The organism is Moorena sp. SIO4A5 (genome assembly GCF_010672005.1).
In the GTDB taxonomy this organism is placed as follows: domain Bacteria; phylum Cyanobacteriota; class Cyanobacteriia; order Cyanobacteriales; family Coleofasciculaceae; genus Moorena.
In genome coordinates this window covers 1-15,324 of sequence record NZ_JAAHHZ010000137.1, presented here as the reverse complement: position 1 = coordinate 15,324, position 15,324 = coordinate 1, and the positions used below count along the sequence as shown (strand labels likewise).

Annotated in this window: 13 protein-coding genes; 7 read left to right on the top strand and 6 right to left on the bottom strand. The window is 44.1% G+C overall.

Features of this window, described 5'->3' with window-relative positions; genetic code table 11:
- The coding region (locus tag F6K57_RS28390; protein ID WP_293071703.1) for an amino acid ABC transporter substrate-binding protein at positions 1–901 on the bottom strand (901 nt) is incomplete at its 3' end.
- A gap of 555 nt (positions 902–1,456) precedes the next feature.
- Positions 1,457–2,221, bottom strand: a complete 765-nt coding sequence (locus F6K57_RS28385; protein WP_293026336.1) for a hypothetical protein — start codon at positions 2,219–2,221, stop codon at positions 1,457–1,459.
- A gap of 554 nt (positions 2,222–2,775) precedes the next feature.
- Here F6K57_RS28385 and F6K57_RS28380 point away from each other — a divergent pair.
- The 5 genes from F6K57_RS28380 (at position 2,776) to F6K57_RS28360 (ending at position 9,070) form a co-directional block, all read left to right on the top strand.
- Complete coding sequence (locus F6K57_RS28380; protein ID WP_293071702.1) at positions 2,776–3,579, top strand: iron-containing redox enzyme family protein; 804 nt, start codon at positions 2,776–2,778, stop codon at positions 3,577–3,579.
- Between the two features lie 351 nt (positions 3,580–3,930).
- Complete coding sequence (locus F6K57_RS28375; RefSeq protein ID WP_293071701.1) at positions 3,931–4,773, top strand: SDR family oxidoreductase; 843 nt, start codon at positions 3,931–3,933, stop codon at positions 4,771–4,773.
- A 527-nt stretch (positions 4,774–5,300) separates the two neighbouring features.
- Positions 5,301–6,149, top strand: coding sequence for a hypothetical protein (locus F6K57_RS28370; protein WP_293071700.1), 849 nt, complete (start codon positions 5,301–5,303; stop codon positions 6,147–6,149).
- Positions 6,150–6,195: 46 nt separating this feature from the next.
- Entirely contained in the window at positions 6,196–8,118 is a 1,923-nt protein-coding gene (gene asnB / locus F6K57_RS28365) for an asparagine synthase (glutamine-hydrolyzing) (RefSeq protein ID WP_293026328.1), read from the top strand.
- A gap of 100 nt (positions 8,119–8,218) precedes the next feature.
- On the top strand, positions 8,219–9,070 hold the full coding sequence (locus tag F6K57_RS28360) for an MBL fold metallo-hydrolase (RefSeq protein ID WP_293026326.1): 852 nt from the start codon (positions 8,219–8,221) through the stop codon (positions 9,068–9,070).
- A gap of 157 nt (positions 9,071–9,227) precedes the next feature.
- Here F6K57_RS28360 and F6K57_RS28355 read toward each other — a convergent pair whose 3' ends face one another.
- Positions 9,228–10,244, bottom strand: coding sequence for a C-terminal binding protein (locus tag F6K57_RS28355; protein WP_293026324.1), 1,017 nt, complete (start codon positions 10,242–10,244; stop codon positions 9,228–9,230).
- A 321-nt stretch (positions 10,245–10,565) separates the two neighbouring features.
- Between F6K57_RS28355 and F6K57_RS28350 the strand changes: the two genes are divergently transcribed.
- A complete protein-coding gene (locus F6K57_RS28350; RefSeq protein WP_293071699.1) occupies positions 10,566–12,251 on the top strand; it encodes an EF-hand domain-containing protein in 1,686 nt (561 codons plus the stop codon).
- 36 nt (positions 12,252–12,287) lie between these two features.
- Positions 12,288–12,485, top strand: a complete 198-nt coding sequence (locus F6K57_RS28345) for a hypothetical protein (protein ID WP_293071698.1) — start codon at positions 12,288–12,290, stop codon at positions 12,483–12,485.
- A gap of 33 nt (positions 12,486–12,518) precedes the next feature.
- Here F6K57_RS28345 and F6K57_RS28340 read toward each other — a convergent pair whose 3' ends face one another.
- From F6K57_RS28340 to F6K57_RS28330, 3 genes are read right to left on the bottom strand one after another with little or no spacing between them, the layout of a single operon-like run.
- The gene (locus F6K57_RS28340) at positions 12,519–14,252 is read right to left on the bottom strand and encodes a GMC oxidoreductase (protein ID WP_293071697.1); all 1,734 of its coding nucleotides are present in this window, start codon (positions 14,250–14,252) and stop codon (positions 12,519–12,521) included.
- Positions 14,253–14,288: 36 nt separating this feature from the next.
- Positions 14,289–14,804, bottom strand: a complete 516-nt coding sequence (locus F6K57_RS28335; protein ID WP_293071696.1) for a cupin domain-containing protein — start codon at positions 14,802–14,804, stop codon at positions 14,289–14,291.
- A 15-nt stretch (positions 14,805–14,819) separates the two neighbouring features.
- Positions 14,820–15,107 carry an SRPBCC family protein gene (locus F6K57_RS28330; RefSeq protein WP_364304393.1) on the bottom strand — a complete coding sequence of 96 codons (288 nt, stop codon included), beginning with the start codon at positions 15,105–15,107 and terminating at the stop codon, positions 14,820–14,822.
- Between the last annotated feature and the right edge of the window lie 217 nt (positions 15,108–15,324).

Sequence of the window (15,324 nt, the reverse complement as noted above, 5' to 3'; positions counted from 1 at the left end):
CTGCAAAATCGTTTTCTAAACCGAGATCTTTGCCTAAGTCACCTTCAACACCCAGGAAGCGTTTGACAGTCGGGTTAGGACTGTTGCTCATTTGTGCCACATTCGCCTTAGTAATGCCTAACTCTTCGGCTTCAATTAAGGCGAAAGTCACCCACTTGACTACATCAAACCAAGCCGAGTCATTATTAATAGTCACTGGTCCCAAGGGTTCCTTGGACATGGTAACATCTAGGAGTATATGATCATCAGGCTTAGGCAGAGTGCTGCGTTTGGCAAGTAGTTGGGATTTATCAGAAGTCATGCCGTCACAACGTTCTTCGTCATAGGCAGTATAGGCAGGGTCTGCTTTCTGAAATACCACGGGCTCAAATTCGACACCTGCTTCTCGCATCTTGTCGGTTAAATTCAACTCAGTAGTGGTTCCAGTTTCCACACAGACGGATTTGCCTTTAAAATCTTTCAGTGTCTTAATCCCACTGTTTTTGCGCACCATCATGCCCTGACCATCATAAAAGGTAGTAGGGGCAAATTCTAAGTTATTGGTAGAGCTATCTCGGCTAAGAGTCCAAGTGGTATTGCGGGAGAGCATATCCACTTCACCATTCCGGACGGCGGGAAATCGCTCCGTGGAGTCAAGGTTACGGTACTCTACTGCTCCTGGGTCATCAAACAAAGCAGCAGCAACTGCTTTACAGACATCCACATCTAGCCCGGAGTAGTTACCGCTCCCATCCACAAAGCTAAATCCGGGAATGCCACCGTCAACACCACAAATCAGCTTGCCACGGCTTTTGACTATATCTAAGCGGCTTTGTGTAGCGCTTGTCCCACCTCCTTCACAGGCTGTCAAGGGTGCAACTAATACTAGAGTGGCTAGTACCAGAGAACTCCATTTAGGCATAAGTTTTTTCTTTATCTTGTTTTTTAGATAGACAACGGCCTCACGCGATCAGCTTACATGAGTTTCCGCTGCTTAAGCTTGCTTGCATTTTAGATCAAGTTGGTTAGATTACTTATGGGGCTAGATTAGTTATCTAGCAAAGGGAACAGGGAGTCGGGAGTCGGGAGTTGGGAGTCGGGAGTCGGGAGTCGGGAGTCGGCAGACTAATTGACCTAAACAGTATCATCACAATACTTTTGCAAAAGGTCTAGTGAAATAAGTTTGAATAGTTATAAACTTATAATTGTAATTTTTTTTAAGTTGTTTTAAAAAAAACTAATAATTAATCAATCGTTTTTCTAGAAAAGCGATCGCTTAATTCACCTGAGCCGATCAAGTCATTCCAATCATCAAATCAGCTCACAGAGGTGAACCCCTGGAGGATGTACCAAGGCTCAAGCAAACCTGCGATCGCTTTTTGGGCACGCTTTAGGAACGCACCGAATACTGTCCTTAACGTTCTGTTGAGAAATTAGCTCTAGTGGCAATGCTTCTCAAAGGCAGTATCTATCAAACCTATAGTGCTAGAGTTTGTGACTGAACGGACATGGGGAAGAGCATGTACTCATTCCACATGCGCCAGATGTAAGCCGTAATTGCTTTTTTACGAGTTTTGTGATCCTCAAATGAGTACTGGACTATTGAACTAGGTGCAGCCGACTGAATGTCCGTTAGATGAGAGTTACAGCCGCACCCGTGTTGGAGCAGAAGACCGTGACCAGCAGCTTTACTCTGGACAAACATCAGCATCCGCGTCACATTGAAGGCGTGAAGGCAGGCATCGTAGGGACGTTTGACACCCTGCATGCGCACATCAAAAGCCATAGCTCGTGATTCTAGGATCGAGTCACGCTCAATCGGGCACAGAAGCATCTGATAGAAAGACGCTGGTAATTCATATTTGAACTCTTCAAACACGTCTACGACAAAAGCGACCACCCGTTCGGCACCATCTGTTGCCACAGCAGTAGTCTTGGCTAATTCAAAATTTGGGTAAGCTGACAGCAAATAGTCAGCACCAAAGAACTCTAAAGTATCCCAAGCTCCCTTCTGAAAAAGAGACTGGCAATCGAAACCTTGCTCAAAAATTTCTGGGCTGCCATCAGTTGCCTTGGTTAGAAACAATTGAGCCAAAGCAATCAGGAACTCAAGGTCAGGATGTCCTACTTCTGCCTCACCACTGGCAATTTTTTGCCAAACCGTGGGTAGTTGGTCAATGGCAACAGCGTCAATGCCTTCAAGAATAGACCTAGCAGTCAAAACCGAAACAGTTTGTTGCATTGTCATAAAGCAAGTTAGACTTAACCCTGGATTTTTTTAGTAACGATACGTTAGCAACTGTCGAGATATTTCCATTTTGGTAATAGCCAAGACAGGCACCTTGATCAAGATACCATACAACTAGCAATCAGTATTTATAGACTACAGGTACTCCTAAATCACGACAAACACGGAATTAGGAAAGGTGCTCGGGAGCTATCCCCATTTATTGAAGGGTAAGACCATTTGGGCGCGCTTCCCGTGCCTTTAACTGTGGTCAGTTAGCTTCAGCACGTTCAGCTCCTTAACGTTATGTTAAGGAAGTAGAGATTTGCTCCGAAGCCCGTACGCTCTTATATATCTCTCGTATATTTAGTCTATTGATTTCCATGAAATTAAGGTCTCAAAATACACTCGAAAGCTTTACCCCTCTTAGCTTTCAGCCCAAACAATCACGAAAATATTCGGTAACTTTATAGTCCCCATAGTCGGGAGCAAAACTAAAATTTATCAAAAAAAATTTGGCAAAACCGAAGTTGGCTGGTATGATTCGAAAGTCATGGATGTAATAATTCATGGTGCTAAAAGAAGCTAAAGTTGTTAAAAACATGAATAAAACCACTGAAAGCAGTAGCACACTAGAACTTTGGGAAGCTCATCTACACGGCCTAGTATCCAAACATGCTTGGCTAGCTAATGCTGCGCCAGAGGAACTGGCTTTAGTGCGAGAAAGGGTATCCCCTCTGCGACTGGCAGCTTGCTGGTATCATTTCAGTGTTTTTGCCGCCGATTTTTTGTGTCTGGCACTGCCTCTGTTAGAAAATCCTGTCAATCGCTGCTATATTGCCCAGACAGCCAATGAAGAATTAGGATGCGGTGATCCTCAGCAAGTTCATTCAGTGCTGCTGCTAGAGGCACTGGCCGAGGCGGGCCTTGACCAACACACCATCCTTAGCTATCCAACCCTTGATATTGATCAGGTTTTGGAAGCCTTAAAACAACAGCTTCTCAGCGCCAAGAATGATCATGAGATCGCCGGTTTTTTCTTGGGCTTCGAGCTTTTGGCGGAACACAATATCTGCCATGTCTTTGAGTGTTTGAAGCCCCAGGTATCCTCCAGGGAGGAATTACTACAGACACCTTATTTCGAGGAACACTTCAAGGTAGAGCCAGCTCATATTAGAAGGGCGATCACACTGGGGATGAATTCCTGCGCTTACGATTACCAGATTAAGTCGATGCTGGATAAATTCCATTACACCATCTCATTCTGGAATCATTTTTGGGGGGTTGTTCATCAGGAAATCTCAAACTCAGGTGTCGGGCAATTTACCAAGATCGGAGCAGGGCTTGGTGAAGCTCTAATGCCTAAAATCTAAAACTTTCAGGACTGACAAAGATACGCCCTAATCAGGGGTGTATTGACCCCCTTCCTCCCCCAGGTAGTCTGTAAAAGCTTAATTGGTGTGGTGAGAGGACTAACGTTATATAGCACTAAGCACTAAAGTTAAGACATTGATAGAAGCAGCAAAAGGCATGCATGCACGTGACTTTTGCCTCTTGCATGCATGCCTTTTGCCTTGCGCTATAGCAATCAAGCATCCACTTAGAATCACCCGTCTTTGAAGGGAGTGAGGGGCGATTGGAGTCACTTGTAGAGTTTGGTTATACCCTTTAATGTCTGAGAATGACACCACAGAGATAACCTAACAATGTAATCGAATTAAATCATGGATCTCGGATTAAAGAATCGGGTAGCCTTAGTCTGTGCTAGCAGTCAAGGACTGGGAAAAGCTATTGCTAAATCTCTGGCTCAAGAAGGAGCTAGTGTCGCTATATGCAGCCGCAACCAGAAAACTCTTGAAGAAACTCGTCAAACCTTAGAAGCTGAAACTAACGCCAAGATAATCAGTGTAGTAGCAGATTTGAGCGTGAAACAGGATATAGAAAAACTTCTAGAAACTGTAGAAGCGAACCTAGGCTCTATCGAGATTTTGGTCAATAACACAGGGAACCCACCAGCAGGACGTCTTGCTCAATTGAGCGAGTCAGATTGGGATCGTGCTTACCAACTCGTACTGATGAGTGCGATTCGACTCACCAAAGGAGTGATACCCAGTATGATGGAGAGTGGCTGGGGGCGGGTGATTAATATCGCCACCAGTGCAGTGGAACAGCCAAGAGGCGATCTGTTAATTTCTACTACCTTCAGAGCCGGATTAGCTGCTTTTAGCAGAGCGATCGCAGCGGAGTTGGCTGAGCATAATGTACTTATTCATACCGTTTGTCCAGGGGTAATTGGTACGGGGGCTATGCTGAACTTAGCTGAAAACATGGCGGCTGCCGGGGAAATTACGGTTCAAGCTGCCAAAGACAGGCTCACGTTTGGCGTTCCCATGGGACGTATGGGCGAACCTGAAGAAATCGCCGCTTTAGTGACTTGCTTGGCATCCGATCGGCTGAATTACATGACTGGACAGACTATTACTATCGATGGAGGGAAACTGACGGTTCCTCTGAAAAGTGCTTATGCTGATGCTTCCCGAAGAATTAACTTTGAAGGGAAATTATAGCAAAAAGGGGACAAAGTTATGAGGCGAACGCATGATTACTCGAACAAAGTGTTAACTTGATTATCTCCATCAATGGAGATAATTCTAATAATAGAAGTGCCAAGAAAAAAATGACATCAAGTGTGCATTTGCAAGCCATTCTAGAACATGCTGATATCCTTTCTACTTGTCCGGAAAGAATATGGTCCTTGCAGGAGAATGCCCCTCGACTTTTCGAGGAGGTTGTTAGGCAAAATATTATTGCAGAGGACCTGTACAGCTTATTATCACGTTATGTTCCTGCTCAGAGACAGGTTCACTATGGTCTTTTTGACCCTTTTGTGCGCCCTGAGCGCCATTCAAGGGCAATCTATTTGAATTTAGATGCCACTACTACTGATGCAAAATACTCAGGCTGTATAGCCATCAAGGGTGCTGAACCTTGTGCAGTGAACTTTGGCGAGACATTTGAGAAACTGGTAGAAGAGTCCTCCGTATGGGAACTGGAAACTGGTGTTTTATCTGGTGTATCTACCTCGGTCAATGTAATGATGGACAGACTACATCTGTTTTTAGTGGGAGAGGGCAAAATGCCAGGTGTAGTCCAGTTGGATGAATGCAAAGAAGACGCGCTACAAGCTCTCGATTTCCAAGAGAAGCACTTACAAGTATTCGGGGAGATCGCGCATGTTCCATTGCCTTTGTTCATCTTTCGTTGGCCCGACGAGACAATAGAGAAAGTGAAAACTATTCTGCGACAACTGGTTTCTCCGACCGCTCTTCAGAAACTTCGGAGGCTCGACGATGGCATAGGAGTGTATATCTACTATTATCCTACCGTACCTTATCGGATGGCTCATCTAGATCTGCCGGTTATCTTCGGAAATATCTCCTACGACGATCGGAAGCAGACTCTCCTTAAACAAATCCCAGAGCCTGATAAGCTCATTTCGAGTTGGTTTGAAGTTGTTAGTCGGATGTTAGCTCTTGGGTACACGGCAACGGACCCTTGTTCTTGGAATTGTGGCCACTGCCTAATGCCTCAAAATCTCGTTCTAGATGGTGGAATTTGTGACATCAACAGTTTGCGCCAGCTATCGACTATTTCTAAGGAAGCTCAAAGGAGGCACTCTCTGTTTGAAACGGTACGATGGCTCGATGCCTCGGTTCGTTTCTTCTTGTTTGGTGAGAATGCGTTGAGTGCTCGATTTACCAGGAATTCCCTGCATACCTATGCTATAACTCTTGAGAATCTGAAGGAACGATTGATCGAAGCCCAATCAGAGGGTGTAGAGATAGATACACATGTCAAAAGAATCCTTTTCGACGAATCGAGCTTAACGCAACAATTTGAGAAGCATCTTAAAGCATTGTCGGCACAAGCAAAAAGCTTTTAACAAGAAAAATTATTTTTAAGGCAATAGCAAGAGAGGAACATTATTTATGTGTGGTATTGTCGCAATGTTGTCAACACAAGAGCAAATTTCCGAGTCATCTTTGAAACGGGGGATAGAACACTTAAACCATCGAGGTCCAGATGGACAAAAAATTTGGATTTCCCCTGAAGGTAGAGTGGGTTTGGGACATGCACGACTTAGTATTATTGACCTTACAGGTGGAGAACAACCGATTGCCAACAGAGATGAAACACTGCGTATCATAGTCAATGGAGAGTTTTATGATTTTGAGCGGATACAGCAGGATTTGAGGCGATGGGGATATCAACTGCTAACCCAATCTGACAGTGAAATCGCGCTTCATTTATATGATGAATTCGGAACAGAGTGTCTGCAGCACCTCCGAGGAGAGTTTGCGTTTATGCTTTGGGATCAGCGTAAGGAGTTACTTTTTGCCGTTCGAGATCGCTTTGGCATTAAGCCCCTGTACTACGCTGTTCATGGTAATACTCTTTATCTCGCCTCTGAAGTTAAAGCATTATTTGCCGCTGGTGTGCCCGCTCATTGGGATCGAGAAGCATTGGTACTCAAAAATATCGAGCTTTTAGCCCACAATCACACCTTGTTTGCCAATGTGTATCAAGTGCCGCCAGGGCATTTTCTGATGGCCTCTCATTCTGGTATAAAGTTGCAGCAGTATTGGGATTTTGATTACCCTCAAATTACTGATTCCCAGTTTCACAGGTCTGAAGAAGACTACATTGAACAGCTCCGCGATACGTTACATGAGGCAATTCGACTTCGGTTAGAGGCTGATGTTCCTGTTGGTTGCTATCTCAGCGGTGGACTTGATTCCTCTACGGTTTTAGGAATGGCTAGTATCCACGTACCTGAGCCGATTCAGGCGTTTACCTTGAGCTTTGAGCAAGATATTTATGACGAAAAAGCGATTGCAATTGAGACCGCAGCACGTGCAAGAGCAAAACTTGAGGTTATTCAAATCCGGCCCTCTGACCTGATTGATAATTTTGCGGATGCAGTTTATCAGAGTGAAATGTTATGCAACAACACTAATGGGACAGCCAAGTATCTCTTGAGTCGAGCAACACGGGACGCTGGCTATAAAGTTGTTCTGACGGGGGAAGGCTCAGACGAAATATTTGGAGGATATGCCCATTTCCGCCAAGATATGTGGCGTCATAATGCAGAAAGGCAAGATGAGCAGACGATTAAAAATCTGCTAGAACAATTAAAGCAAAGCAATAAAGTATCTGCGGGGATTTTATTCTCTGAGGGGGAATGGACTAAGAAATTAGCTAGTGTTGATAAACAATTAGGATTTATACCAGCTTGGATGGAAATTTCAGCAGTATGGCATCGTCAGTTTTTATCTCTTTACTCGCCTGAGTTGGTTGATCAGTTTAGCTATGAGGATACTTACCAACGCTTTTTGGAGCCGATAGATACCTCTGGACAACTTTCTAAATGGGAACCAGTCCATAAATCTTTATATTTGTGGGCAAAGAGTCTGTTGCCCAATAATATTTTTAGAGTGCTAGGGGATGGTGTAGAAATGGCTCATTCCATAGAAGGGCGGCTACCATTTCTAGATCATAAAGTAGTTGAATTAGTTTGCCGTATGCCTATTTCCATGAAGATTCGTGGCTTGACTGAAAAATATGTTTTACGAGAAGCCGCACGCCCATTTCTAACGGATACCGTTTACCATCGTCAAAAACATCCATTTCTAGCTCCCCCTTCAACCTTGAAACTCAACAAGGGACTATTTCAATTTACTCAGGATATACTTCGTAGTTCAGATCTAGCATCTATCTACAATCAATCACCTGTCACTCAGTTGCTTGATAAAATACCTGACATGGATGAACGTCAACGCATTAGCATCGACCCAATTTTAATGAAGATGGTGAGTAGCTGTATCATACAAAAAAGGTTTGGGCTGACCTAATGGTCTTAGGAATGCTAAGGCCGCTCTGAACGTGAACGCTCAATAAATCGAAATCGCGATGGTTGAGCAACAGTCGTAATTTTTCTGTAGGAAAGAGATAATGGCGTGGAAAATTGGGAATGTTTTCATTACACCAGTAATTGAACTGGATCTCTCGGTAGATCCATCATTTACCCTACCTGATGCGACTCCAGAAAACTTAGCTCCTGACTTCGACTGGCTCAAACCCCATTTTGTTGATCAAGACGGCAAGCTTAAGTTTAGAGTTCAGGCACTTCTAGTTGAGTCCTATGGGCATAAAATTATCATTGATACCTGTGTTGGCAATGACAAACAACGCTCAGAACCAGCGTTTAATCAGCTCAATGGGCCGTTTATAGAAGATATTGCTAAATCTGGCTTCAAGCGTGAAGAGGTGGATATAGTAGTCTGCACCCATTTGCATTACGATCATATCGGTTGGAATACCATGAAAGTCAATGGTGAGTGGATTCCGACATTTCCGAATGCCCGCTATCTGATTACACAGCCTGAATTTGAACACTGTCGCACTCAGAAAGAGGATTTTTGGGTAAAGGCTTTTGGGGATTCTGTCGCCCCAGTCTTTGAAGCGGGATTGGTTGATTTAGTCGATTGTAATTATCAAATTACCCCTGAATTGCAATTGTTTCCCACTCCTGGTCATACTCCCGGACACTGTAGCGTGGTTATTTCTTCCCAAGGTCAGGAGGCGATGATTACAGGGGACGTTATGCATCACCCATGCCAATGCGCCCACCCAGAATGGGAATGTGTTGCTGATAGTTCTCACGAGCAAGCTCAGATTACTCGACGAAAATTTCTCGAGCGTGTCGGGGATACGGACATGTTAGTGATTGGTACTCATTGGAGCGCTCCTAAACCAGTTAGTGTCACCAAACATAAAACTGCTTGGAAGGTAGAAATTGCTTAATAGTTACCGCAGGGTAAGCCCAATAAAAATTGAGCTAAAATGTGATATAGGGCAAGGATTATGACCATAATAAGCCAAGATTGATCAGCACTCTTACATGTTTTTATCAATATTGTTGATAATAATCCCTCCTTATTGATTCTTGGGTTTACCCTGGTTAGATAGTAGTTATTTGCTGGTGGAAGTCATTTTTGCTAGAAACACCATTAACTATAGTTGGTACCTCTTGACCAAATAGGAAAATGCGCACAAAGGTAGCTGCTTTGAAACGGAGTTCTGCTTCAGCAGCGTCAGCATAAAATGCTGAATGTGCTGTCAAGATGACTTTTTCAGAAGTTCGTAATTCATCAGGTACATTTGGTTCAGTACTCAAAACATCTAGCCCCACCTGACCAATAGAACCTGATAGAATACTTTCAATGAGTGCTTCTTGATCGATTACTTGCCCACGAGCCGTATTAATGAGTATCGTTTCAGGAGTCATACGTTTCAACTCTTCTCGACCAATAAGATGCCGTGTTTCACTGGTGAGCGCAGTATGAATAGTGATGATTTGAGCAGCATCTATTAATTCATTTAGTGTTTCACAGCGAGTTACACCATGAGCTTTTGCTGTCCCCCTCGGCACATAGGGATCATAAAAGGCAACCTTGAGACCAAAAGGGTGAGCCCGTCTAGCTACAGCGCTCCCAATGGGCCCGAACCCAATAATACCCAAAGTCATACCTCGAAGGCGAGGCACACTACCGACAGCGTTCCAATCCCATCCTTGGTTACGAACATATTTGTCAACAATTAAAAGTTTACGTACTAAAGCCAGAATTAAACCAAGAGTGTGATCGGCAACTTCCTCTGTTCCATAGTCGGGAACGTTACACACTGGAATACCTTTTTTGGCAGCAAAAGCAAGATCAATGTTGTCAAAACCTACAGCTGCCCGTACAATACAACGGCAACACTGCAATCTTCCCAGAATATCTGCATCAAGGGGTGTCTTGTGCCAGGATATGATTGCCTCAACATCTTCTATGCGACCAATGAGTTCTTTAGCCTGATCGGCTCGATGGACAACAACCGTGGCTTCAGGTTGGAGAACGTTTTGCTCGATGTCTGGTTCCTGAAGATAATCACCCTGCGGGGAATGTATAATCGCTACACGAAAGTTAGACTTCACCTTTGATTTTTGGTAAATGATACGTTAGCAACTGTCAAAATGCTTCCATGCTGGTAATAGCAAATACAGGCACCTTGATTAAGATACCATACAACTAGGAATCAGTATTTCTAGTTGTATGGTACTCCTAAATCACGACTAAACCTCAAGTATTGGGATGTTCCGGTGCCTGCTCCCGATTCATCTGTGTATTCACCAACGCCGTCACTAGCATCAGTTGAATTCTTAAGAAACTATTTTAATTATAATTTTTGCTGATCTCTTTGTTGACGCTTTTGCTATAGAATATTCCTGAAATATTCCTAAAAATTACTTTCCCTAATGACAAATCCTCGATTGTATCTGCCGAAACCCCGAGAGGCGGTGGGCAACTATCTCAGAATCATTTCGATCAATGATGTTTACGACATCAATAATTATCCCTACGTGGAAACAGTGATTAAATCCCTGAAGGAAACATCGGAAGATGCCGTGGTGATTGCCTGCCTCAGCGGAGACTTTCTCTCTCCTTGTTTAATTACCTCACTTGATGGCGGTAAAGCCATGCTGGACGTGCTCAAGGTAGTCAACATTGATTATATTTGCTTGGGCAACCATGAATTCGATGTGACCGTGGATGTCCTAGGTGAGCGTTTCAAAACCTACGAAGGGAAATGCTTAAATAGCAACATCTTGGACTTGCCAATTGTGGATGCCAGTGGTCAGCTGCTTCCGAAATATGACATTGTTGAAGTCGGTTCTCGTAGAGTTGCCTTTGCTGGATTTTGCACTAGTAAGATCAATACTTTCCGACCCGGGGCGAACATAACCATCCAACCCATCTTTGATGCGTTAAAAGAAACCTGGTCTGAGTGTTCCAATGACGCAACCATGCTGATTCCGCTGACCCATCAGACGATTGCCGAAGATCGGGAACTAGCCACGGGGATCGAGCAAGATGACCAACTTAGTGGTAAGGTTCCTGTAATTGTTGGGGGGCACGAGCATGAGATTTATATTGAGAAAATTGAGGGGAGTCTGATTGTTAAGGCTGGTGCTGATGCTACTAATGTGGTTGTTGTTGATGTCTGGTGGGATGCTTCCGAGCAGTGGCATAGTGCTGTTCATCTGTTGCCAGCCACCCATTTTGATGCCGATCCCAAGGTCCAAAAGTTTGTAGAAAGTACCGAAAATTTTCTAGGTTCGCTGATGGATGTGGAAATTTTTGAGGTGAAAGAACCGATGTCCTCTAAACGGATGCGATTCCAACCCGAAAAAGTGGCCTCAACCCTATGTTCTTATATCAAGAAAAGCTTTAAAAATGTCGATCTAGTTATGATCCAGGGAGGATGTGTTCGGGGTAAGCGATACTATGAGAAGGGAGAATCGTTCAGATATAGGGATTTGTTGGAAGAGATGCCATTGGATACCCAAATGGCCTTGATTCAGGTGCCTGGGTACATCTTACAAGAGTCTATTACCGAAACTCGCGGCACGCCCGAGCGGGAAGCATCCAATTTTCTCCATGCCGATCTTGATGTAGTAGTTGAAGACTACCCCAGTCTGAAAATTGTCAGCATTAACCACGCCCCATTTGACCCCCAAAAGATTTACACCCTCAGTATTGTCCAATTCTTGCTGAGGGGGCTCGATCAAATCAAACCGTTGGTAGATTATGTCAACGCAAATGGAGGTGCTCCACCTTTGGAGCAATGTCTTCCAGGCCAAAACCTGATCGTAGAAAGCTGTATGAAAGATGCCTGGAGAGTCCTAATTAATTATGAGGAATGGGACGCCGATGGCGATGGGGAAATCACCAGAGAAGAGCTGAAACAGGGTGTCAAAAATGCCTTTGCCTTTCTCGATCAAAATCAGGATGGGTATATTTCCCCCGCAGAACTACGGGCAGCATTGGCAGAACGGACAGGCCGCATTCAGAAAGGATTAATCAGCCTGATGTTTGAGGTGTTGGATGTCGATAAAGATGGTATGGTATCGATGGATGAGCTGGCATCGTTAGCAATGTAATTAGAAAAAGGTGTTGCAAAAAAGCTAGAATAGACCATGTCTAAAGGTGATAAAAGTTTTCAAAACAAACCTCAATCTTTGCCGCTCCATGAGCTGTTATCTAGTTTATTGAAGTCAGAAAAAACGTCTCATCGGCATCCCTTGCCCATGATGGGAACGATGCAAGACCTGAACCAAGGGTTGGAACGGCGGACGCTGTTGAATTTTATCAATGCTAGTTTACGGGGTGGGTAGTGCCCTTCAGGGCACTACCCCTGTTCCCATCCCCTATGTCTTAATTTCCTGTGCTTGTTCGGTTAGGTTATCGGCTAGATGTTGGGCAAGGGCAACCATGGTCAACGTTGGGTTCCAAGAACCGCCAGTGGGCCAAAGTGAAGCTCCGGTGATATAGACGTTCTCTACACCCTTGAGCCGATAATCTAACCCGACAACAGCCTCTTCATCATCCCCAATCCACATGGTTGAGGCTTCGTGTACCAATCCGGGAACACGAATTTTGTGGCGTTCGCGCTTCCATTGTCCCGTATCCGGATCACCGTGCCAATATTCTACTCGGTCTTTTCCTTTTGGGGACAAACCCTGCTCAAGAACCTCAAAAGTGGCTTTGTCCATAGTATCCCACAGGGATAAGTCTTTGTCCGTTTCCAACACTTGCAGGGTAACATTGGTTGTGGGATCGTCCCCATCATTTTTTTGTAACCCGTTACCAGGGTTATCGAATAGTTCACCCAGAACCGCACAGACAAACACGATGTAATCCTTGGATGTCTCAAGTTGCTTGGGTGAGGCGGTGGCTACCACATCCGGCATATTACGAGCCGCTGTATCAATGTGAGTCTTATTAGTTGGGTCAGGATCGGATATAGCTGAGAGTTGAATGTGATATTGTCCCTGAGTTTCCTGATCGACCCCAGCCAAGTAGATAGCTGCCAACTGTAGATTTTTTTTCCTTAAATCATCTTTAATGCTTTCTTCCCAGTCAAAGATTTCCAGAAAGTCGTCTCGGGGGATACGGGCAACAATGGCACTGATAAAGTGGGCGGTAAACCGCTTACCCGCATTTTTTGCTTGTGGAAAAGAATTCAAAACCAGGGTTGTTGACGGTATACTCCCCATGGCTAAAATAACTTTACTATCGCCAACATTGACCACCCCACGGGTTGTTTCCAATGCTGTTGCTTGGTTTTCCTGTTGCCAGATCCGTGTCACTGTACATTCGGTGACAATACTCAGTCGGGAATCAATCTGACGTTTTTTGGCTTCTTCCTGGCATTTTATTACCTCATCCAGAAGTGGCCCTGGTGTGGAAAACTTTTCCACGTCAGTGGATGTAATCGTTGGAGTGCCGACGGCAATCTGAGCATGTTCGACGCGGGTGGCTGACTTAATATCCTGAAGATTTTGCTTCAATCTCTCAGTTAGTTTATTTTGCCAGTGGTCAAAGATATTTCCGGTTTCTTCGTGATTGGCTCCAACCACATTCAGTAACATTTTCGCCGTCTTGAAATAGTCTTGCGCTGCCTTAATCGTTGCTTGAGGCCAACCGTTCATTTCCGCTGTTGTCGGTTCCGGGCACCAGGAACTCCATAGGGTCGAGCCACCTCCGAAAAAGGGAACTATCCCATGCTGCCATTTAATATATTTATTAAGATTAAGGGTCTTAGAAGATAAAGTCCAGGGAAAGGTTTTTAGAACCTGTTTTAGTAACAGTTTTTGGTAGGAAATCGGTAAATTTTGAACGTGTTCGGGCAGGAAAAATGACCCGCGTTCGATGAGCAGGATTCTGGCATTATCATCTTTTTTGATAATTCTTTCAATAAAGCCAAGAGCACAAAAGCCACTGCCAATAACGATATAGTCAAATTGTTTTTCTTCTCGCGTCTTTTTCCATTCACTGGGGGAGAGAAAAAAGACATGGTTCATGATGTCTTGACTATTAAGTTCCTGTTGACCCGGCGTGGGATACCCATAATTAAAATTGGGTGATGAGAATACAGTCATAAACGTTCCTCTACAACGATTTAATATGAATTACAGCTATATACTGAGCGTTAATCGCTTAATTAAATCTTGATGTTGCGGATAAATTTCCATCAATTTTTCCAACTGATTAGGAGTAGGTTTTGTGGAATCGGTTGGATGCCAACCGGGCGCTAGAGTAGTACCAACTAGCGCAAAAGAATTGGGTTCAAGCATTGTGGCTCCAAACCAAATATCATGGGTCGCAACTGCCTGAAAAACTTCACCCGCGTCCAAGTTACTACCCAGCTTAATTTTCCGGTAATTTCCATCATTGGGGAATATATGAAGAGCCAATGGGTTACCCGCGTAAAAATGCCATATTTCATCTTGCTTGAGTTGATGAAGTGCTGTAACATCATTATTCTGCAGGAGGTAATAATTGACTTCCCACAATCTACGATCATTGCCACCTTCAGAACCAGCTATCTGAGAGACTGTTTTTTCTGATTTAAGATGTGAGCGAAAGTAGCCGCCAATCTCTTCTAATTTATCGAGTTTGAGTTTCTCGATCCAATACTGTGCATCTGCCATGTTAACGGTTCTCCATTATTTATTAAATATCTGGTTCAATGCGTTGAAACCTGTCTGAAAAACACCATCACCTACTAACTTAATCAGATGCTTTTCGTCTTGGGAGTCACAGTCGAATATTGCTGTCCATTCAGCATAAGTTCGATCTCCATCTGTGATTGGCTTAAGCTGAAATGTTGCCACATAGTTCGTTAATGGCATGGGGGATTCGAGAATTGAGTAGGAAAATAAATAATCTAAGTCGCTTAGAACCAATAGCTTCTCTCGAATATTCCCCCCTTCTTTGAGATTGAAATTACGAATACAGCCAACTTTATCGCTAGGTTCATCATTTTCTACTGACGGGGTGACAAACAGCCTTCAAAGCCTTACAGGGTGTGGGGTTTGGGGTGAAGGGTGTAGGGAACCCACCCCTAACCCCTCCCAGGAGGGGAAAGATCAGGAGCTGGCTAGGTTGCAACGGGACGGTTGAATCAGGTTTGGGAGCGATTGTTATCCCTGGGCTCACTCCAAATTCCCT

Coding starts and splice junctions, on each gene's coding strand:
- F6K57_RS28385 (WP_293026336.1), bottom strand. CDS start 2,221: ATGCAACAAACTGTTTCGGTTTTGACTGCTAGGTCTATTCTTGAAGGC.
- F6K57_RS28380 (WP_293071702.1), top strand. CDS start 2,776: ATGGTGCTAAAAGAAGCTAAAGTTGTTAAAAACATGAATAAAACCACT.
- F6K57_RS28375 (WP_293071701.1), top strand. CDS start 3,931: ATGGATCTCGGATTAAAGAATCGGGTAGCCTTAGTCTGTGCTAGCAGT.
- F6K57_RS28370 (WP_293071700.1), top strand. CDS start 5,301: ATGATGGACAGACTACATCTGTTTTTAGTGGGAGAGGGCAAAATGCCA.
- asnB (WP_293026328.1), top strand. CDS start 6,196: ATGTGTGGTATTGTCGCAATGTTGTCAACACAAGAGCAAATTTCCGAG.
- F6K57_RS28360 (WP_293026326.1), top strand. CDS start 8,219: ATGGCGTGGAAAATTGGGAATGTTTTCATTACACCAGTAATTGAACTG.
- F6K57_RS28350 (WP_293071699.1), top strand. CDS start 10,566: ATGACAAATCCTCGATTGTATCTGCCGAAACCCCGAGAGGCGGTGGGC.
- F6K57_RS28345 (WP_293071698.1), top strand. CDS start 12,288: ATGTCTAAAGGTGATAAAAGTTTTCAAAACAAACCTCAATCTTTGCCG.
- F6K57_RS28340 (WP_293071697.1), bottom strand. CDS start 14,252: ATGACTGTATTCTCATCACCCAATTTTAATTATGGGTATCCCACGCCG.
- F6K57_RS28335 (WP_293071696.1), bottom strand. CDS start 14,804: ATGGCAGATGCACAGTATTGGATCGAGAAACTCAAACTCGATAAATTA.